Here is an 18,696-nt window from a genome sequence, read left to right as displayed (position 1 = left end):
ATTTACATCGTCGATAGCCCGATTCAGCCTGCTCAAGACAGGGCCGACCACACCAGCATCACAATAGCTTTCAACTTAACCACTACAAAAGCGTCACCGAAAATATTATATGTAAAATATCTGTATACTTTATAGTCAGTCATATTGCGGGTAACAGGAGGCCCCATGCTGGTCCTGCATCAGGTACACAAAACCTTCAGCACCCCGCAGGGGACGCTGCCGGTCCTCAACGGTATCGACCTGACGCTCCAACAGGGCGACAGCCTGGCCTTGATGGGCGAGTCGGGCAGTGGCAAATCAACGCTGCTGCATTTGGCGGCAGGCCTCGACCTGCCAAGCGATGGCGAGATCAGTATTGACGGTCATGCGCTCTCCTCCCTGGATGAACCTGCTCGCGCCAGGCTGCGACGCCAGTCGCTGGGGCTGGTGTTTCAGCAGTTCCACCTAGTGCCCAGCCTGAGCGTCATTGATAACCTGCGACTCCAGGCACGCCTGGCAGACCGCGAGGACGCGGAGTGGACCGCCCACCTGATGGCGCGCCTGGGGCTTTCCGGACGCGACGCCTATTACCCCGAGCAGCTGTCGGGTGGCCAACAGCAGCGCCTGGCGATTGGTCGCGCGCTGGCCGTCCGCCCCCGCCTATTGCTCGCTGATGAGCCCACCGGCAACCTTGACGAGCAAAGCGCTGATACGGTTCTCGCGCTATTGCTCGATCTGGTGAAAGAAACGCGCTGCGCCTTATTGATGGTGACACACAGTGCTCGCGTCGCGGCTCCGCTTGACCGCCTGGTACACCTCCACCTGGGGCGCCTGGGGGATAACGCTTCATGATCCTGCGCGTGCTGGCGACATTGCTGGCCCACTACCGCCGCCATCCAGGGCAGCTAGCCATGTTGCTACTAGGGCTGTGGGTCGCAAGCGCCCTGTGGAGCAGCGTTCAGGCCGTTAACGCCACCGCCAAGGACAGCTACGCCCGTGCCAATGCACTGTTCAGCGCCAACGTTGACGAGCTGACACGGCGCGATGGCCAGCCCCTCACCCGCGAAGACTACCTGATGCTCAGGCGAGCAGGTCTCCCCGTCTCGCCGATGCTCGAAGGCACCCTGCAAATCGATGGAGAACGCCTGACCATCGTAGGCATTGACCCGCTCACCTTGCCGAGCAACAACATGCTGGGCGCCAGCGGTACCGCGTTAACGGCCTTTATCACGCCACCCTGGCAAACCCGGATCGCGCCCGACACGCTCGACTTGCTGGGGCTTTCACGCCGACAGGCGCCAGGCATGACGCCTGCTGTCGATAGTGCTGGAGACAGTGCTGGAGATAGTACGGGTGATAGCGGCCAGCGCCTTCCGCCACTGGCGCTGCGCGCCGACCTTCCGCCGAATACCCTGGTGATGGACATCGCCGCAGCCGCCCTGTTGCTGGATCGCGATAACACCCTGAGCCAACTGGTCACGGCCCCGGATGCTTTATCCACAGCGCCCGATGGGTATCGGCTGACCCGAGCCGCTACGCTGGCATCGCCTGAGCAACTTACCGAAAGCTTTCACCTCAACCTCACCGCACTGGCACTGCTGTCGTTAGTCGTCGGGCTATTTATCGTCCAGGCCGCGCTGGGGCTTGCCATGGAACAGCGCCTCACCACACTGAGAACGCTTCGCGCCTTGGGCGTCCCCGCCGCCACGCTGGTCATGGCCATGCTGCTTGAGCTGCTGGTACTCGGTGTACTGGGCGCCGCACTTGGGCTGGCCAGCGGCATTTGGCTGGCTGGCCAGTTACTGCCCGATGTAGCCACGACGCTTTCGTCACTTTATCAGGCCGACGTCAATCGGAGCCTGGTGCTGCCGTGGCACTACTGGGTGGGCAGCCTGGCGATTACCTTCGGCGGCCTGCTGCTGGCGGGCAGCGGCGTACTTTGGCGGGCCGCCCGCCTGAACGTGCTGGCACTCGGCCAGTCCCAGGCGTGGCGGCTAGCCTACCAGCGCCAGCTAAAACGCATGACGCTTGGCGCCGCTGCGGTGGCCGTTCTCGCCCTCGGGTTAGCGCTATGGCTTGGCTTTCTACCACCCGGCCAGGGTGTCCTGGTCAGCTTTGGGTTTGTCGCCGCGCTACTGTTGAGCAGCGCGCTATGCCTGCCGCCACTGATAAATGGCGTGCTCCGTCTGCTGCAGCGATGGCTTCGCCGTCACCCGCTTGCCCATTGGGCGGTGGCCGATATTCAGCTACAGCTACCGCGGCTTTCGCTGGCCATGATGGCGTTGCTGATTGCGCTTGCCACCAACCTGGGCGTCAGCAGCATGGTCGGTGGTTTTCGCCTTACCTTTCTGGACTGGCTGGATCAGCGGTTGGCCGCCCCGTTATATATCAATGCGTCGCCGTCGACCTTGGCGCCCATGCTGGATTGGCTCGATGCGCGGCCCGATGTTGCCGAAACACTGCCGACTGCCCGCGGCAGCGTCGACTTGCTGGCGAAGGATGATGCACAGGAGCAGGGTGCCCGCGAGCCCATTGCGCTGTTCGGCATTACCCCTGCCCCAACGATCACCAACGGCTGGCCACTACTTGAGACAACGGCGGGACGGCCCGCCGCCTGGGCGTCGCTATCGGCGAACAGCGTGTTTATCAACGAGCAGATGGCCGTGGCAAAACAGCTCGCACCGGGTGACGAAGTCACGCTGGATACCCCGCAAGGGGCGAGGCCTTTTGAGATTACAGCGGTTTACCCCGACTACGGCAATCCGCGCCAGCAGATCCTGGTACCTACTAAGGTGCTTATCCAGCGTTTCGGTGGCGAGATGGCCTCGATTGGGTTGGTGGTCAACGATAGCGCCGACCGCCAGGCATTCCGTCAGGCGCTGGCGGATCGTTTCGATGTCGCCCCGGAGGCGATGGTCGATCAGCAGGAAATCAAACGGCTGGCGACGCAAATTTTCGAGCGTACCTTTACCATCACCCGCGCATTGAACGGCCTCACTCTGGGCGTCGCGGCATTAGCGCTGCTTGCCACGTTGCTGGCCCAGGCGCGCGAACGACAGCGCCAGTTGGCTTCGCTATGGGCACTTGGCGTGCCGCGCAAGACGCTGACCTTACTGCCGCTTTTTCAACTCGGCGGGCTGGCACTGTTTACCGGTGTGGTGGCGATTCCGCTGGGCATTGCCATCACCTGGACGCTCGTGGCCGTCATCAACGTTGCGGCATTTGGCTGGCGGCTACCGCTCTACCTTTTCCCGTGGGACATGCTTATTACGCTTGCCACCGCGCTGGGCGTGGCTCTGGCCGCCGCCGCCCTGCCATCGATTCAGCTTTGGCGCACTTCGCCCCAGGCGATGCTCAACCAGGGGGCCACATGAATCATTCCCGGTTATCGGCTGCACTCGTGGCGATGGCTTGTCTCATGCTCATCGGCTGCCAGGAGCCCTCATCCGATGCGGCGCCCCAGGGCTTTGCGGGGCTGGGTGAAGACGCGGCGGCATTTGCTCAGGCGGATGCGTCCACGCCGCTGAGCTTCCCGGAGGATCACGGCCCGCACCCCAACTATCGCATCGAATGGTGGTACCTGACAGCCAACCTCGAAGACGACCAGGGCGAGCCGCTCGGCTTGCAATGGACGCTGTTTCGCCAGGCGCTGACACCCCCTGACGAGCGACCTGCGCCATCGCCATGGGCGGCCGACCAGGTATGGATGGCACACCTGGGGATTTCCCAGGGCGAAACCCATGTTGCCGCCGAACGCTTTGCGCGTAGCCACAGTGAACACGCCAATGGGCAAGCCGGCGTCAAGGCAGCCCCGTTTCAGGCCTGGATTGATGACTGGTCACTCGAAAGCCCACCAGAGGCCAACTTCGAGGATTTTACGCTACAGGCCTACAGCGGTGAGGGCGCTGACCGGTTCGGTTACACGCTGACCCTCAGCGCTCAAGGCCCATTGGTCTGGCACGGAGAGAACGGCTTTAATGCGAAAACTGTTGAGGGCCAGGGGTCACGCTACTACAGCCAGCCGTTTTTAAGCATCACCGGCCGCGTCACGCTGAACGGCCAAACCCGCGAGGTCAGCGGCCAAGGCTGGCTGGACCGCGAATGGAGCAGTCAACTGCTCTCCCAGGAACAAACCGGCTGGGACTGGTTTTCGTTGCATCTGGAGGATGGGCGCAAGTTGATGGCCTACCGGTTAAGAGGCGGCGGCCCGGAAGGAGGTGACTATGTCTTTGCCCATTTGTTCTCGGCGGACGGGCAAACCGACCTTATCGGGCCCGATAGCGTCACCTTGACGCCATTGGCGACCCACAGCGTGGCGGGCAGAGACATCCCCACACGCTGGTCGCTTACGCTGCCCAATGTGGATCTGCAGCTTACCGTTGAGGCACGCCATCCCAATCGATGGATGCCCACCTCGGTACCTTACTGGGAAGGCGATGTCGTGGTTCGTCAGACAGCCACGCAGGAAAACGTCGGTGTCGGCTATTTGGAAATGACCGGATATTGATCACGCCAACAGACGCATGAAATAAACCGCCTGAGAGCGTGATGGCGGCCCCGTTCGACGGTCTGGTGTCACTATGCCATGATCGTGATTAAGCATTGATCCGCGAGGAGGAGATACCAATTACCATGCCTGAGGATTACTTCTGGATGGAACTGTTGGGTAACCGTGGTGTGAGTTCGGTTGCGCTGGTGGCGATTCTTGTCACGTTACGCATCCTTGCTGTGCGCGTCATACGCGGGCGAAAGGAGATTCTGTCCGATTATCGTCGTGCGTGGCTAGCCCGCATCCGCAACGCGACCGTCATCCTCACCATACTCGGCCTGGCGCTGATCTGGTTGCCTTCCCTGCACGCCTTTGCGTTGTCGATCACCGCCTTTGCCGTCGCCTTGGTGATCGCCACCAAGGAGTTGATTCTCTGCCTTTCGGGAACCGTCCTGCGTATTGTCAACCAGCCTTTCGAGATTGGCGACTGGGTGGAAATAGGCGACTTGCGCGGCCAGGTGGTCGACGAGACGATGCTGGCCACAACCCTGCAGGAAATCGGAGGGGCAGTAGGCCGCTTTGAATACTCAGGCAAAACCATCGTGGTTCCCAACAGCGTGTTCCTGACCACCCCGGTACAGAATCAGAACTTCTTCAAGAAGTGGGTATACCTTGAAGTCTGCGTCGTTTTAGAGCCCAACGTGGATATGCGCTCTGAACTTCCAGCCCTTGAACGCGAAGTGGCAACGCTGCATGCCCCACACTCCGAATTGGCCCAACGCTACAGCGAGGCCATCCGAAAACGCAGCGGCATCGACATCGCCGACCCCCAACCACGCGTGACCCTTTCCACCACGGACATCGGCAAGCAGCGCATTGGCGTCACGCTTTTCTGCCCCACTCCCAGCGCCTTTGAAATGGAGCACGCCATCAACGACGCCGTACTGCGCCGATATTGGGATTTGCGCAATCAGACGAACGCCGCGACAGAAGCATGATCAGAAACTGCTAGCGACTTCGGGATCTATGCGCATCTATGCGTGGGCTGACGTTTCATCGATACCACGCCTCAAAAAAGATGCAGTATCACACCAAATCTAGCGCGCGGTTACAGCGCTACAGCAATGTCTATAACTGTAAGACGGTGCTCTCAGCCCCACGCGGTGCGTGAAAGGTGCCAGCAAACATCAGGCGCGTTTTGTCGCCGGAGGTTTGCACGCTCAGGGCGCTTTGGGCTGGGTATGTAGGCTGTGTGTTGTCATACCCCATGATCGCAGACTTAGGGCAGGGCGTGGTTTTAAAGCGCTTTAGGAATTAATAGAGGTTTGATTGTGGCTCTTTCCAATAGCCCATAGCTTGATACCCCATGTGAATCTCTTCGCCAAATCTCATAGGCGTTACTTCAAGAATCAGATAATTCTCAGTTGCTGTTTTTGAAGTGATACAAGAAATTTTCCCAGACAAAATAACTGCAGGTGGAGATATGAATGGAAGGGGAAACTCCACGTAGACCTTATCTTCTGATTGATGTTGTTTTATCGTAAATTCGTCCTGGCAAGTTAAGCTCCCATTATCCTCCCTGAAATACGTGCCAAAGCTATTACTATCGGCCTCATTTCGTGGAATAGCTGTACGAATTAACTTGAAGAGATTCTCCAAAAGGGGCTGCTGCTCTGGGAGCTGCTTGGCGACAGGCTTAAACCACTCGGGAACCTCTACAGAGCTCTTTTTGTAGAAGTGCCGAGATATTGCCCAAGAGCTCAGTGCGCCAGCAATTAACCCAATTACAAGAAATAGCACGTTTTCTGTGATTAGAGCGTCCTGTAATGTGACTCCCCATGATTTCAACCAATCTTCTACCGGCTCCATAATCTGGGCATGAGCCTGAATCCGTTCTTCTGCTGTCATTATTCATTCCCATAAGCAAAGACCAGTCCCTCAACAAGCCTACCTTGGAAATCTAACACGGGTCTAACGCGACTTGCGGGGAAAAGTCGGGCCAGCTGTAGCAGGTAATGCCTTAGCAGCGCTCATAGAGCCGTGTTGGTTATCCCTAGTAGCTCGCCGAGGTAGGGTAGGAATGCATCAAGCGATATGACCGCCCACACACCTTTTTGTATATGGACCCACCCTACTGGCAGACAGAAGGATATGGGGTACCCTTTGGAATAGAATATTACGAGAAAATGGCGAGCATGCTGGCCAAGCTGAAAGGCAAGGCCATCATCAGCCTCAACGACCACCCAGACATCCGCTACACCGTCGGCGGCGGCAAAGGCTCAGAAGCCAAAGAAGTGCTGATGATCTTCAGCTGGGATGTGGACGCCGAGCCAGCGGGGCTTTTTAACCAAGTAGGGGGTACAAGTATGGAGATTGGGGCAGCAGTAACAGCTGTTAAGGGAGCGCTTGACCTAGCGCGTACGGCGAAGGACGTAAACGACCGTGCGCAGCTCAATGCAGCAATGAGTGACATCATGGATAAGCTGACCACAGCGCAGTCCGATCTCCTGGACCTTCTCACAGAGCACCATCGCCTGATAGATGAAAACAGGGAATTGAAGGGCCAGCTAAGCAAGGAAGAGCGTTTCAATCAATATCGCCTTTCCAAGACCCCAGTAGGACACTACATATACGAGCTCAAGGAAGAGTATGTGAATGAAAATCAGCCAGCACATGCCATCTGCGTCAAATGCCGTGAAGATGGTCTAAGGTCAATTCTTCAGGAAGATGATTATGGTTATTTCTGCCCGACCTGCAAGACTGTAGCAGACTTCAGGAGGCAACCCGGCTTCGCTATTAGTTCGGGACCTACATACGATGAGCCATGGTGAGTAATCGAACTATGCCAAACAAACCGCAAATTTGGCCTAAGGCGCCGCGCGTTTACATGTCCACACCGTAGACACTTTGTAGACACCCACAAAAAAGCCGCCCTAGAAGGCGGCCTTTTAAGATTCTGTAACGTGCTGTTTTTAAACCACTTTAGGTGGTGCCGACACCAGGAGTCGAACCCGGGACCTACTGATTACAAGTCAGTTGCTCTACCAACTGAGCTATGTCGGCTACACGCAAAGTCAGCAATGGCTGGGGTACCAGGATTCGAACCTGGGAATGCCGCTACCAAAAAGCGGTGCCTTACCACTTGGCGATACCCCAACATTTGGTGGCCAGAGACGGAATCGAACCGCCGACACGGGGATTTTCAATCCCCTGCTCTACCGACTGAGCTATCTGGCCGCTGCCAACGGTGCGTATTAAACAAGAATCTCAGCTTTCCGTCAACTCCTTTGTAAAACTTTCCGTTTTGTCGGCATGTTACGTGGCTTCCGACGGCGGCACGTAACCTTCGGCCCGGTCGGTCTCCTGATTGTCGAAAAAGCGCTGCATCTGTTCCATCAGGTAGGCGCGTGCATCGGGATCTAGCATGTTGAGATGTTTTTCATTAATTAAGCGCGTTTGCAGTGCCTGCCAGTCTTCCCAGGCCTGCTTGGAAACGGTTGCCTGGATTTCCTGGCCCTGCTTGCCTGGCAAGGGTGGAAATGGCAGGGCTTCCAGCTCTTGTTGGTACTTGCGGCAAAATACAGTCTGCGGCATGGAGTAGGCTCCTAAATTTAGCGGTTACCAAGGGTCAGGCGTGCCCTGGCGTCGATGTAAGTGAGAAAGGCATTAGTTGATTGATCAGCGACTTTACCGGAGCGGCAAGGCCGATCTCAGCCGGTTGGCTGGGATCGTACCAGACACCTCCCTCGCGCACGCCCTTCAGCCTATCGCACCTGACTGGCTGCGGGGTAATCGCCAGGCGAAAATGGCTGAAGGTATGCTGGAAACAGGCCAACGGCGGCAAACGCTCAGGCGCCAGCACATGGTCATCCAACCATGAGGCCAGCTCGCTTTGGCTGTCAAACTGCGGCGGGCTCCAAAGCCCGCCCCAAAGGCCGCTTGCCGGGCGTTGTTCAAGCCACACCCGCCCGTCGGGGTCGTATAGCATCAGCATGATGGTTTCCCGGGTGGGCAAGGGTTTCTTGGGCTTTGATTCGGGGTAGCGCTTTGTCTCGCCTTGCGCGTAGGCCAGGCAGACATCATTGAAAGGACAATGCCCGCAAAGCGGGGCACTGCGCTTACATAGCGTGGCACCAAAATCCATCATGGCCTGGGTGTAATCCGCCACGCGCGCGTCGGGCGTGTAATAGTCAGCGAGTGCCCACAGCTGGCGCTCTACGGCAGGCTTGCCCGGCCAGCCCGCCACTGCATGCAAGCGCGCAAGCGAACGCTTGACGTTGCCATCCAGAATAGTGGCACGTCGCCCGGTGCTCTGGGCGATAATCGCTCCCGCCGTTGAACGGCCAATGCCGGGTAGCGCCATGAGCGCCTCGACGCTGTCGACGGGTAGCTGACCGTTGTGAGTCTCAAGCGCGACCTGTGCAGCTTTATGCAGGTTGCGCGCTCGGGCGTAATAGCCAAGCCCGGTCCACAGGTGAAGCACTTCGTCCTGCGGGGCCTCGGCCAGCATCTCCAGCGTTGGAAAACGCGCCATAAAGCGCTCGAAATAGGCAATGACCGTGGCCACCTGGGTCTGCTGCAGCATGATTTCTGAAACCCAAACGCGGTAGGCACTGCGCGGTGATTGCCAAGGCAGATCATGGCGACCGTGGCGGTCAAACCAGTCAAGCAAACGCTGCTGAAACACCTCAGCGGCCAGCCGCGGCGCGGGCATGTCCGTCATGCAAACTCCTTAATCCAGCGGTGTGCTGATATAAAAAAACAGCGCCGGTTCAAGACCGGCGCTGTTCGGACAATTGGCGGCTAATCAAACAAACGCTGGAGCCCTTCGCGCAATGCGTTGCCACTGCCCTCACCGAGACGTTCGTCAAGTGAATCAAGCGATTCACCCAGGCGCTTTTCCAGAGCTTCGCTTACCTGCCCGCCAGCTTCCTCTTGAATGAGTTCGACAACGGCCCCCTGAAAGGCAGCGCGATCGAAACGGCACCACTCGCCACGCGCGTCGCTGATATGGCCTTCGCAACGCAATGGCAGCGGCAATGCTTCGAGACGGGGATTGACCTCGCATGCTGCATCGGCGGTATCAACGAGCCGGGCGTTGGCCTGGGTATCAAACCGCTGGCTGGTGAGGTCGTATTCGCCCTCGCCTTGCACGTCGATCCCCGGCACGGTAATGAGCAAATCGTCGCTTTGCACCACGCCGCCTCGAATCTGCAGCGTTGCGGCAAACTCATCGAAGGCGGTATCGCTTGACCAGTCACGCTGGATTTCCTCGCCTTCCAGCTGGGCAGCGAGCTCACACATCTCCTGAGAGACATTAATATCGAGGATGGCCCCCTCTGTCAGCCGGGCCTTCAGGTCGCCATTCAGGTGGCGCAGCAATACCTCGCGTTGATTACCGCGAGACGTGAGGTCACCGCTGAGATTAAGTCGACCACGCAGCGGGGACGCCTCTTCGCCCTCACTGAGCGTCTCGATAAGCGGCGCTACCTGAACATTCTGTATGGTGGGCGAAAGCGCCCACTGCAATTCATCCTGCGTGGCATCTATGCGTCCGTTAGCGGTCAACTCGCCCTCGTAAAAGCCTGCTTCAAAATTGCTGAGCTGATGCTGGCCTTGTTCGCCCTGCAACTGGAGGCGCGCATCGCTGAATGCCATGCCCGCCAGCTCAAGCGACTCGATATTCAGGTCGCCATTCACGCTTGACGACGTCAGCCACGCCTGAGGCAGGAGCTCACCCGAGCTGTCGGCAACGGCGGCATTGATAACCCCCAAGCTCGCTTGCTGTTGGGTTTCTTGGCGCGGCAGATAACGGTCCAGGTTGAGCGCGTCACCTTGCAGGTCAAACTCGATACGCGACCCATCCAGCCGCGACGCGATATTGCCGGTAAAGGTGCTGTCATCCACTATCAGCGAGAGACTGGGGAACGCTATTTCCTGCAGGTCTCCCTCAAAGGGGCTGGTCATGGCGACATCGCTGAGGGCCGCTTCACTGGCCGTCTCAAGCGTCACTCCTGCCCGAGCCAACCAGGGCCGCAAGGTGAATGGCGCGGCGGTTAGCTGGCCCTGGTATTCAGGCGCATCGCGCAATTGCGACACATTAAGGTGTCCACTGACGCGCAAATCATCAGGTCCGGTAAGCTGCAAATCTTTGAACTGGGCGGTTTGCGCCTGCCAGTCTCCCTCCAGAGCAAACGCAAGCGCCAGCGCCAGACCACCGTCCCAGTTTTCCGGATGGCGAAGACTGGTCTCCAACGTTCCATTGCGGATGCTCAACTGCTGCTCAGCGAGCCGAACAGTGGCTTCAGCCGCTGATACGTCAAGCTGTTGCGGTTCGCCTTCAGCCTCAAAGCGTGTACGCGTACTAAGCTGGGTGTTTTCCAGCACGAACCTTTGTTCTGACAAGCCAAGCTGCATACGGGTTTCAAGGCCGATATCGCTTGATATATTGGGCGCTCGCTCCAATGCCTCAGCGTCCAGGTTATTGTGCTTGGTCAAGGTGAACATGGCTTTAAGCGGAAAGGCACGAACGGGATTGACGTTACTGCCGGAGACATTCAGGTCTCGCACATGCCACAGCGCCTGGGACTGCTCATCGCGGAAACGAATATTGGCTTCGTTAATATTGACATTGGCAATACTCAGCACGACTTCCAGGTTGCCAGCATCCACGTTGGGCCCCGCACTCGCTGGTGCCAGCACGGTTTCGGCTTCTTCGCTTTGCTCTAAGAGTCTGTCCAGGAGTGACTCCCAGTTGCCCTCGCCGTCGGCATTACGCTGCAGATTTAAACGCACGCCATTCAGGGTCAAGCCATCAACGGCAATTTCACCGCGTAATAACGGCGCAAAAGCGACGCTGACCTCAGCACGGTCGACTGCCGCAAATACAGTGTCTTCTTCACCTTGACTGGGAAGCCTTGCATTGGCTGTCTCTACGCTGACGCCAATACGCGGGTAAAACGACCAGTTAATCGGTCCATCCAGATCCAGATTCAGCCCTGTCTGTTCTTCGACCACGGCAGTGAGGCGAGGCTTAAAATCCTCCGGGTCTAAAAAAGTCGTGACGTAAACAACCGCCGCGACGGCCACAATCGCCAAAATACCGATTGCAGCGAGTACAATACGTAATAATTGTCTCATTACCCTTTCCTTGTGGGTTTAATTCAACGAGGGTCTAATTCAACAAAATCGCTGGTCACTGGGGCCTCTAAAGACGGCTTTTCAGTGTTTGCGACGGGCCGGTACCCAAGCTTTGACAACAAGACCCGGTCTGCCAACGGTAGCGACGACGTAGCGATGCGCAGGACACGCCCATCTTGCTTGGCTTTTTCACCGAGTAACGCCATCAAACGGGACCCCACGCCCCGGCGCCGGGTTGTCTTGCGAACGCACAAGTCCGATAGCCACCAGGCGCCGTCTTGCGCCTGTTTGATCGCGACAGCCCCCAACAAGCGGTCATTGAAATGGGCGCAGCCGAAAAAATGCTGTTGCAAATGCTGCTCGATAAAAGGCTCGACCGTTTGGCTGGGCATTCGGTCCTTTGGCGCATCATAATAGATACGTACCAGATCAAGGCGCACTTGCTCATCGGCTTGCCATCGGGCTTGGTCGACGTAGTGCAGTGTCACCGGCATGGAGTATTCCTCTTCACCAACGCAGCAAGGCTGCTTTTTCTTCACAATGGAAGGCGGTTACCTTTTAAGCATTGTAGCGGATGGGGGCACCGATTCACTATAATGGCCGCTTTGCAGAAGGCTTTATCCTTCTCGCTCGGTGGTATGTTCATTTGGGCCATCGGCTTTCTTCTAGAGTGCGCAATAGCGCAGGAGTTGCATGATGTCAGCGCGAATCGCCACGGTAAGCCGTGACACCAACGAAACGCAGATCAGCGTCAGCGTCAATCTGGACGGCGAAGGTCGTCTGGCTGGCCAGTCCGGCGTACCGTTTCTCGATCACATGCTCGACCAGATAGCACGCCATGGCATGATAGACCTCGACATCAATGCCAAGGGCGACCTGCACATTGATGACCACCACACCGTTGAGGATTTGGGCATCACGCTTGGTCAGGCATTTGCCGATGCCGTGGGCGACAAGCGCGGCATTTATCGCTACGGCCATGCCTATGTCCCGCTGGATGAGGCACTATCCCGTGTCGTGGTGGATTTCTCGGGCCGCCCCGGCCTGTATATGAATGCCGACTTTACACGCGATACCATCGGTCACTTCGAAACCCAACTGGTTGCCGAGTTTTTCCAAGGCTTTGTCAACCATGCGCGTGTTACGTTGCACATCGATAACCTGAAGGGCCTGAACGCTCACCACCAGGTCGAGACCATTTTCAAAGCCTTCGGCCGAGCACTGCGCATGGCGGTTAGCGAAGATCCGCGCATGGCGGGGCAAATGCCCTCGACCAAGGGAAGCTTATAAGGAGCGCTTAATGACCATCGCTGTCATCGACTATGGCATGGGTAACCTGCACTCGGTCGCCAAGGCACTTGAGCATGTTACCCATGAAAACGTGGTCATTACCCGTGACCCGCGACGCATTTTAGGGGCCACCCGGCTGGTATTGCCCGGTCAGGGGGCGATCCGCGACTGCGTCGGCGAACTGGAGCGGACTGAACTTCGCGGATTGGTCGACGACATCCTCACGCGCCAGGCCAAGCCACTTTTGGGTATCTGTGTCGGCCAGCAGATGCTGTTGGAGCGCAGCGACGAAAACGGCGGCGTTGATTGTCTGGGCTTTTTCCCTGGCAACGTGAAGCGCTTTCCCGCCACCATGCGCGACCAGCACGAGCAGCGCTTGAAAGTGCCGCACATGGGCTGGAACTTGTTACACCAGCGTCAGCCGCACCCGCTATGGGAAGGCATTGAGCAGCATGAGCATTTCTACTTTGTGCATAGCTACTATGTGGAAGCGGCGGATGACGCTCATGTATTCGGCACAACGGACTATGGCAGTGTGAATGCCCATGTCGCCATCGGCCGTGACAGCACCTTTGCCGTGCAGTTTCACCCCGAAAAAAGTGCCCGCGCGGGTCTACGCCTGCTGGAAAACTTTGTCACCTGGACGCCCTGAGAGGTTTGGTTATGTTGGTAATTCCCGCGATTGATCTCAAAGACGGCCAGTGCGTCCGTTTGAAGCAAGGCCGCATGGACGACGCCACCTCTTACGGCGATGATCCCGTTGCCATGGCAGCCCGTTGGGTGGAAGCGGGGGCGCGCCGCCTGCACCTGGTGGATTTGAACGGTGCTTTTGAAGGCAAACCGGTAAATGGCGACGCGGTGACGGCCATTGCCCGGGCTTATCCGGACCTTCCCATTCAGATTGGCGGCGGTATCCGCTCGGCCGAGACCATTGAGCACTACCTCGAAGCAGGCGTTTCCTACGTCATCATCGGCACCAAAGCGGTGAAAGAGCCGGACTTCGTCACTGATATGTGCCGCGCTTTCCCGGGCCATATCATTGTCGGGCTCGATGCAAAGGAAGGCTTTGTGGCCACCGACGGCTGGGCGGAGGTCTCCACGCTCAAGGCCACCGACCTGGCCAAACGCTTCGCCGACGACGGGGTATCGAGTATTGTTTACACCGACATCGCCCGTGACGGCATGATGCAAGGCGTCAATATTGAGGCGACCGCGGAGCTTGCCCGCGAAGGCGGCCTGCCGGTCATCGCCTCAGGCGGTGTGACTAACCTTGACGATATCAACGCCCTTTGCAAGGTCGCTGACAGCGGCATCCTGGGCGCCATCACCGGGCGCGCCATTTATGAAGGCAGCCTGGACCTTGCCGACGCTCAGCGCCTGAGCGATCAACTGACGGGAGGCCGCAAATGAGTCTCGCCAAACGCATTATCCCCTGCCTGGATGTCGATGCAGGCAGAGTGGTCAAAGGCGTGAATTTCGTGGGTATCCGCGATGCCGGCGACCCGGTGGAAATCGCCAAACGCTACAACCAGCAGGGCGCCGACGAGATCACCTTTCTGGACATCACCGCGAGCCACGAAGACCGTGCCACCACGGTTGATATGGTGGAGCGTATTGCCGGCGAGGTGTTTATTCCGCTTACCGTGGGCGGCGGCATTCGTAGCTGCGACGACATTCGTACCATGCTGAATGCGGGCGCCGATAAAGTCTCCATCAACACGGCGGCGGTGACCAACCCCGAGTTCGTCTTTGAGGCGGCAGAGCGCTTCGGCAGTCAGTGCATTGTGGTGGCCATTGATGCCAAAAAAGTGTCCAAGGAGGGTGAGCCGCCACGCTGGGAGATTTTCACCCACGGCGGACGCCGCCCGACGGGGCTGGATGCCGTCGAGTGGGCAAAAAAGATGGTGGACTTCGGTGCAGGCGAGCTACTGCTTACCAGCATGGACCGCGACGGCACCAAGTCAGGCTTTGACCTGGGGGTTACCCACGCGATTGCCGAAGCCGTCAGCGTTCCGGTGATTGCATCGGGCGGAGTAGGCAATCTGGACCACCTCGTGGATGGGGTACTGAAAGGCGGTGCTGACGCCGTATTGGCCGCCAGCATTTTCCACTTTGGCGAATACACCATCCCTGAAGCGAAGCGTTACATGGCGGAACGCGGAATCGACATGCGCTTGTAACCCACGCAAAGCCTTTGACCTGCCGGGCGGCGGCCAGCGTTATGCATCGTCCAGCGATAATCCCAGGTTACTGACGCCGCCATTACGGCCAAGCTGGCGAATGTCTTTCAGAGTATCCTTGGTCAGCGGCTGCGACACTTCTTCTAAAACAGCGTCCTGGAAGTTATTTTCGTCTTCCGTCAACGGATGGTCACGGATGAGGAGCGCCAACGCGTTGGCGTCTTCTTCGCCTTCGGTCAGTTCGATAAAAGCGCGCACGCCAGCGCGGGAGGTACGGCTGACATCCAGCACGGCTTCCGGCGATTCGCCCTGCAGCGTATCCAGCAACGCTGATATCGACACGACCGCATCCAGCGCCCGACGCGCCCCAAAGCTTTCGTCGTCTTCGGGCGGCTCACATTCCGCCAGTTTTTCTGCCTGGCGGGCAAAATCGATACTCGCGCCAGGCACACTGAGGCGCTCCCAGACCAGATTGAGCACCGCCCGCAGTGTATGCCCATCGCCATGCCCGGTGGTTTGTTCATAAAGCGCATAGTTGGGCAGTAGTCGCTCGCAGAGTGCGGCCATAAATGCTTGCTGAGCAGCTAACGGCAACTGCTGTAGCCGTTGATAAAATCCGGGTGGATTGGTGGACGCCATACGGTATTCCTGGATTGAGTGTCTCAAGTTATTGGTGAACGTCGGACAATACGTTATCGTCGCAATCGTGTCGGCAGCCTCTGTTGGCAAATTGCCGCACGGCCGGCGAGGAGATTACCATGCATATTCATCTGCTACAGCACGGCCCTGACCATGGACCCGCCCGATTAATCGACTGGCTAACCAGTATGGGGCACAGCTTCACCATTTTTCACCTCTATGACCAGGAATTAGCCCCACGCGTCAGCGATAGTGACGCCCTTATCGTGCTGGATGGGCCAGACAGCTTCATCGAGCAGCCACCGGCCTGGTTCAAGGCCGAAAATAAACTGATTAATCGCTATCTGGATGGTCAAAAACCATTATTGGGCATTGGCCTCGGGGCGCTATGGATCGCCGATGCGCTCGGCAGCGTGGTCGCCCTCGGCACCTACCCCGAATCGGGCTGGCACACCATCCACCTTGCACCGGAAAGCCCCATCGACCTGCCCGAGCAGTTCGATGCCTTCATGTGGCATCGCTACGTCTTCAGCCTGCCCGACAAAGCCTTACCCTGCGGAGGGAGCGAAGCCGCGCCGCTTCAGGGTTTCAGCTGGGACGCAGGCCGCGTAGTCGGGCTGCTATGCCACCTGGAAGTCACCCAACAAAGCATTGAGCCGCTATTGGCGCATCATCCTCTCGAGGCAGAACGCCGCGACTTCTTGCAGACCGAGGAGGATATACGCCAGAGCCCCAAGCGCTTTGACGCGCTGGCTGCACTGCTTGACCGCTTGATGAGTCAGTGGCTTCGCCCAGCATCGCTATAGCCACCTCTATCGCTTAACGAGCGGCTGCCTGGTCGCGGCTCCATTGGTGGGCCGCCGCCAGACAGCTTTCCCAGTCCCCAACGTGGTATTCAGGTACGCCAGCGTCACGCTGGCGCTCTAGGTGATAGCGATACATGGGGTCGTAATATTCCGTGAGCAGCGGCGCTAGCCAGGCCTCGTGCGCTTGTGTATTGCCCTGCTCATGCGCCGTAAAAGCCAGCATCTGCAGTCGCTGTAGTCGCTGCAACCTCGCGCTGCCCAGTCGCTTCTTCAACCGCAGCAAGGCGTTACTTAGCTGCTGACACATCCGTTGCCACCCTTCTTCAGGTCCGTAACGAAGCTGGTAGGCGTGCTCGAGATCAAGAATATAGTCACGCCGTAGCTGCTCCAGACGCCAGTCCAGCGGCATCTCGACGCGCAAGCGCGGCGCGCGCTCCATGGCGCCCCAAAAGCTTAACGGCACGTTCACTTCTCCTATTTGCCGCGACTCGTCTTCAACCACCAAGGGACCGGGAAGCGCGAGCAAGCGCTTCGACAATCGGTGTTCAAAGTCGATCTGGCAAGGCGGTGGCTCGGGCGAACGACCAAACGCGGAGCCTTTGTGCTGCGCAAAGCCCTCCAGGTCGACGCCATTGGCTAATCGATTGATCAGCACCGTTTTAGCGCAGCCCGTCAAGCCGCCCACCACCAGTAGCGGTTGCTGAGCAGCCACATCGATATGGGCGAGCAAGCGTTGGCGCAGCGCTTTCCAGCCTCCCTCGATACGTGGCCTGACCACGCCTGACTCGGCAAGCCACTGCTGGACAATTTGCGAGCGCAAGCCACCCCGAAAGCAGTAAATCACTGCCTCGGGATGACGGGCCAAATAATCTCGCCAAGCCGCAATACGAGCCTCTTTGACTGACCCGCTAACCAGCTCGTTGCCCAGTGCAATCGCCGCCTGCTGGCCCTGCTCCTTGTAAGCAATGCCGACGCGGCGACGCTCTTCATCTTCCATCAGTGGCAAGTTGACGGCGCCCGGCAAGGCCCCTTTGGCAAACTCCACGGGCGCGCGTACATCAATCAATGGGTGGTCCTGGCGAATAAGCTGAGGATCGGCAGACACCGTTGGCAATATCACCCGATAACCTCGATCAGCGACTCGCCCTGGGGCTTTTTAAGCGTACCAAACGGCTGCAGCGTCAATCCGAAAGTACGCCCGATGCGTTCGACGTCGTCTTCCCACGCCGGGTCAACCGCCAATAGCAAGCCACCTGACGTTTGTGGATCGCATAGCCACTGCCAATGAGCTTCATCCATATCGGGTAGCGCACTGCCGAGCGCATCGCGATTGCGCTGTGTGCCACCGGGTACCGCTCCTTGCCGACGATAGCTTTCCGCTTCGGCCAGACGCGGCAGGCGACGAAAATCAATTTGCGCCATGACCTGACTGGCTTGGCACATTTCTGCCAGGTGACCGGCCAAACCAAAGCCTGTGACATCCGTCATGGCATTGACGCCTTTGATCTCAGCCAGCGGCACCCCGATACGGTTCGATTTCAGCATGGTTTCGCGTGCCAACCCATGATGGCCTGCGGCTAGCAGGCCACGCTTTTCGGCCGTCGTGAGTATGCCGACACCAATCGGCTTGGTAAGGAACAGCAAGTCACCGGGCTTGGCATGTGAATTCAGCTTCAATTTATCAAGCTCCACCAAGCCATTCACCGACAGCCCAAACATCGGCTCAGGCGCGTCGATGGAGTGTCCTCCCGCCAGAGACACACCGAGCTCACGGCAGACGGCCTGGGCACCGGCCACCACATCACCAGCGACGTCGGCACTTAATTTATCCAGCGGCCACCCCAGAATCCCCAACGCCATGACCGGCGTGCCGCCCATGGCGTAAACATCGCTGATCGCATTGGTGGCGGCAATCCGCCCAAAATCAAACGGGTCGTCGACAATAGGCATAAAGAAATCAGTGGTGGCTATCATGCCGCGGCCGTCACCCAAATCGTAAACGGCCGCGTCTTCGCGCCCCTGATTACCAACGATAAGGCGTTTATTCTTGGCCGCGGGGCCTGCCTTGGCAAGAATATGATCCAAGACGTCCGGGGCAATCTTGCAGCCACAGCCAGCACCATGACTGTATTGCGTTAATCGGATGGAACTCATGGTGTCTCTCCTTGGCTCA

General features: G+C 58.2%; 18 protein-coding genes and 3 tRNA genes. 10 read left to right on the top strand and 11 right to left on the bottom strand.

Annotated elements, in window-relative coordinates:
• Positions 1-165 precede the first annotated feature (165 nt).
• The 4 genes from HXW73_RS01925 (at position 166) to HXW73_RS01910 (ending at position 5,466) form a co-directional block, all read left to right on the top strand.
• Positions 166-831, top strand: a complete 666-nt coding sequence (locus tag HXW73_RS01925) for an ABC transporter ATP-binding protein (protein WP_186254647.1) — start codon at positions 166-168, stop codon at positions 829-831.
• Positions 828-3,353 (top strand): ABC transporter permease, encoded by a 2,526-nt coding sequence (locus HXW73_RS01920; RefSeq protein WP_186254646.1) that lies wholly within the window; start codon positions 828-830, stop codon positions 3,351-3,353. The genes HXW73_RS01925 and HXW73_RS01920 overlap by 4 nt, the downstream gene beginning before the upstream one ends.
• A complete protein-coding gene (locus tag HXW73_RS01915; protein ID WP_186254645.1) occupies positions 3,350-4,486 on the top strand; it encodes a lipocalin-like domain-containing protein in 1,137 nt (378 codons plus the stop codon). The genes HXW73_RS01920 and HXW73_RS01915 overlap by 4 nt, the downstream gene beginning before the upstream one ends.
• A gap of 125 nt (positions 4,487-4,611) precedes the next feature.
• Positions 4,612-5,466 (top strand): mechanosensitive ion channel family protein, encoded by an 855-nt coding sequence (locus HXW73_RS01910; protein WP_186254644.1) that lies wholly within the window; start codon positions 4,612-4,614, stop codon positions 5,464-5,466.
• Positions 5,467-5,782: 316 nt separating this feature from the next.
• On the opposite strand, the gene HXW73_RS01905 is transcribed toward HXW73_RS01910, so the two are convergent.
• Positions 5,783-6,376 carry a hypothetical protein gene (locus HXW73_RS01905; protein WP_186254643.1) on the bottom strand — a complete coding sequence of 198 codons (594 nt, stop codon included), beginning with the start codon at positions 6,374-6,376 and terminating at the stop codon, positions 5,783-5,785.
• Positions 6,377-6,663: 287 nt separating this feature from the next.
• Here HXW73_RS01905 and HXW73_RS17770 point away from each other — a divergent pair, with 287 nt between their 5' ends.
• A complete protein-coding gene (locus tag HXW73_RS17770) occupies positions 6,664-7,299 on the top strand; it encodes a hypothetical protein (protein ID WP_222105019.1) in 636 nt (211 codons plus the stop codon).
• A 156-nt stretch (positions 7,300-7,455) separates the two neighbouring features.
• Here the strand turns inward: HXW73_RS17770 and HXW73_RS01895 are convergent.
• The 7 genes from HXW73_RS01895 to HXW73_RS01865 all read right to left on the bottom strand — a co-directional run bounded on the left by HXW73_RS01895 (position 7,456) and on the right by HXW73_RS01865 (position 12,102).
• Positions 7,456-7,531 (bottom strand) — tRNA-Thr (locus HXW73_RS01895).
• Positions 7,532-7,549: 18 nt separating this feature from the next.
• A tRNA-Gln gene (locus HXW73_RS01890) sits at positions 7,550-7,624 on the bottom strand.
• Positions 7,625-7,629: 5 nt separating this feature from the next.
• A tRNA-Phe gene (locus tag HXW73_RS01885) sits at positions 7,630-7,705 on the bottom strand.
• A 78-nt stretch (positions 7,706-7,783) separates the two neighbouring features.
• Positions 7,784-8,062 carry an oxidative damage protection protein gene (locus HXW73_RS01880; protein WP_186254642.1) on the bottom strand — a complete coding sequence of 93 codons (279 nt, stop codon included), beginning with the start codon at positions 8,060-8,062 and terminating at the stop codon, positions 7,784-7,786.
• A 34-nt stretch (positions 8,063-8,096) separates the two neighbouring features.
• Positions 8,097-9,191, bottom strand: coding sequence for an A/G-specific adenine glycosylase (mutY, locus tag HXW73_RS01875; RefSeq protein ID WP_186254641.1), 1,095 nt, complete (start codon positions 9,189-9,191; stop codon positions 8,097-8,099).
• Between the two features lie 80 nt (positions 9,192-9,271).
• On the bottom strand, positions 9,272-11,608 hold the full coding sequence (locus HXW73_RS01870) for an AsmA family protein (RefSeq protein ID WP_186254640.1): 2,337 nt from the start codon (positions 11,606-11,608) through the stop codon (positions 9,272-9,274).
• Between the two features lie 23 nt (positions 11,609-11,631).
• Complete coding sequence (locus HXW73_RS01865; RefSeq protein WP_186254639.1) at positions 11,632-12,102, bottom strand: GNAT family N-acetyltransferase; 471 nt, start codon at positions 12,100-12,102, stop codon at positions 11,632-11,634.
• A gap of 202 nt (positions 12,103-12,304) precedes the next feature.
• Here HXW73_RS01865 and hisB point away from each other — a divergent pair, with 202 nt between their 5' ends.
• Genes hisB through hisF form a run of 4 tightly spaced genes read left to right on the top strand, consistent with a single transcriptional unit; the run spans position 12,305 to position 15,078 of the window.
• Complete coding sequence (hisB, locus tag HXW73_RS01860; RefSeq protein ID WP_066319843.1) at positions 12,305-12,898, top strand: imidazoleglycerol-phosphate dehydratase HisB; 594 nt, start codon at positions 12,305-12,307, stop codon at positions 12,896-12,898.
• A 10-nt stretch (positions 12,899-12,908) separates the two neighbouring features.
• Entirely contained in the window at positions 12,909-13,550 is a 642-nt protein-coding gene (hisH, locus tag HXW73_RS01855; protein ID WP_186254638.1) for an imidazole glycerol phosphate synthase subunit HisH, read from the top strand.
• Positions 13,551-13,561: 11 nt separating this feature from the next.
• Positions 13,562-14,308, top strand: a complete 747-nt coding sequence (hisA, locus tag HXW73_RS01850) for a 1-(5-phosphoribosyl)-5-[(5-phosphoribosylamino)methylideneamino]imidazole-4-carboxamide isomerase (protein ID WP_186254637.1) — start codon at positions 13,562-13,564, stop codon at positions 14,306-14,308.
• Positions 14,305-15,078, top strand: coding sequence for an imidazole glycerol phosphate synthase subunit HisF (gene hisF, locus HXW73_RS01845; protein ID WP_186254636.1), 774 nt, complete (start codon positions 14,305-14,307; stop codon positions 15,076-15,078). The genes hisA and hisF overlap by 4 nt, the downstream gene beginning before the upstream one ends.
• 39 nt (positions 15,079-15,117) lie before the next feature.
• On the opposite strand, the gene HXW73_RS01840 is transcribed toward hisF, so the two are convergent.
• Positions 15,118-15,717: a YjaG family protein gene (locus tag HXW73_RS01840; protein ID WP_186254635.1), complete on the bottom strand. Its 600-nt coding sequence runs from the start codon at positions 15,715-15,717 to the stop codon at positions 15,118-15,120.
• 119 nt (positions 15,718-15,836) lie between these two features.
• Between HXW73_RS01840 and HXW73_RS01835 the strand changes: the two genes are divergently transcribed.
• Positions 15,837-16,523 (top strand): type 1 glutamine amidotransferase, encoded by a 687-nt coding sequence (locus HXW73_RS01835; protein ID WP_186254634.1) that lies wholly within the window; start codon positions 15,837-15,839, stop codon positions 16,521-16,523.
• A 13-nt stretch (positions 16,524-16,536) separates the two neighbouring features.
• On the opposite strand, the gene mnmH is transcribed toward HXW73_RS01835, so the two are convergent.
• Positions 16,537-17,643, bottom strand: coding sequence for a tRNA 2-selenouridine(34) synthase MnmH (gene mnmH / locus HXW73_RS01830; RefSeq protein ID WP_186254633.1), 1,107 nt, complete (start codon positions 17,641-17,643; stop codon positions 16,537-16,539).
• A complete protein-coding gene (gene selD / locus HXW73_RS01825; protein ID WP_186254632.1) occupies positions 17,640-18,677 on the bottom strand; it encodes a selenide, water dikinase SelD in 1,038 nt (345 codons plus the stop codon). Before selD ends, mnmH begins: the two co-directional genes overlap by 4 nt.
• Between the last annotated feature and the right edge of the window lie 19 nt (positions 18,678-18,696).

It is taken from the genome of Halomonas sp. SH5A2, from assembly GCF_014263395.1.
In the GTDB taxonomy this organism is placed as follows: Bacteria; Pseudomonadota; Gammaproteobacteria; order Pseudomonadales; family Halomonadaceae; genus Vreelandella.
Note: the sequence above shows the minus strand (reverse complement) of the source record. Positions and strands in the feature narration are given on the sequence as shown.

What these genes read in the sequence shown, in the direction of transcription:
- HXW73_RS01910 (WP_186254644.1), top strand. Translation starts at nt 4,612, where the DNA reads ATGCCTGAGGATTACTTCTGGATGGAACTGTTGGGTAACCGTGGTGTG.
- HXW73_RS17770 (WP_222105019.1), top strand. Translation starts at nt 6,664, where the DNA reads ATGCTGGCCAAGCTGAAAGGCAAGGCCATCATCAGCCTCAACGACCAC.
- HXW73_RS01915 (WP_186254645.1), top strand. Translation starts at nt 3,350, where the DNA reads ATGAATCATTCCCGGTTATCGGCTGCACTCGTGGCGATGGCTTGTCTC.
- HXW73_RS01880 (WP_186254642.1), bottom strand. Translation starts at nt 8,062, where the DNA reads ATGCCGCAGACTGTATTTTGCCGCAAGTACCAACAAGAGCTGGAAGCC.
- hisF (WP_186254636.1), top strand. Translation starts at nt 14,305, where the DNA reads ATGAGTCTCGCCAAACGCATTATCCCCTGCCTGGATGTCGATGCAGGC.
- HXW73_RS01870 (WP_186254640.1), bottom strand. Translation starts at nt 11,608, where the DNA reads ATGAGACAATTATTACGTATTGTACTCGCTGCAATCGGTATTTTGGCG.
- HXW73_RS01925 (WP_186254647.1), top strand. Translation starts at nt 166, where the DNA reads ATGCTGGTCCTGCATCAGGTACACAAAACCTTCAGCACCCCGCAGGGG.
- HXW73_RS01905 (WP_186254643.1), bottom strand. Translation starts at nt 6,376, where the DNA reads ATGACAGCAGAAGAACGGATTCAGGCTCATGCCCAGATTATGGAGCCG.
- hisH (WP_186254638.1), top strand. Translation starts at nt 12,909, where the DNA reads ATGACCATCGCTGTCATCGACTATGGCATGGGTAACCTGCACTCGGTC.
- mutY (WP_186254641.1), bottom strand. Translation starts at nt 9,191, where the DNA reads ATGACGGACATGCCCGCGCCGCGGCTGGCCGCTGAGGTGTTTCAGCAG.
- hisA (WP_186254637.1), top strand. Translation starts at nt 13,562, where the DNA reads ATGTTGGTAATTCCCGCGATTGATCTCAAAGACGGCCAGTGCGTCCGT.
- hisB (WP_066319843.1), top strand. Translation starts at nt 12,305, where the DNA reads ATGTCAGCGCGAATCGCCACGGTAAGCCGTGACACCAACGAAACGCAG.
- HXW73_RS01840 (WP_186254635.1), bottom strand. Translation starts at nt 15,717, where the DNA reads ATGGCGTCCACCAATCCACCCGGATTTTATCAACGGCTACAGCAGTTG.
- HXW73_RS01835 (WP_186254634.1), top strand. Translation starts at nt 15,837, where the DNA reads ATGCATATTCATCTGCTACAGCACGGCCCTGACCATGGACCCGCCCGA.
- HXW73_RS01920 (WP_186254646.1), top strand. Translation starts at nt 828, where the DNA reads ATGATCCTGCGCGTGCTGGCGACATTGCTGGCCCACTACCGCCGCCAT.
- HXW73_RS01865 (WP_186254639.1), bottom strand. Translation starts at nt 12,102, where the DNA reads ATGCCGGTGACACTGCACTACGTCGACCAAGCCCGATGGCAAGCCGAT.
- selD (WP_186254632.1), bottom strand. Translation starts at nt 18,677, where the DNA reads ATGAGTTCCATCCGATTAACGCAATACAGTCATGGTGCTGGCTGTGGC.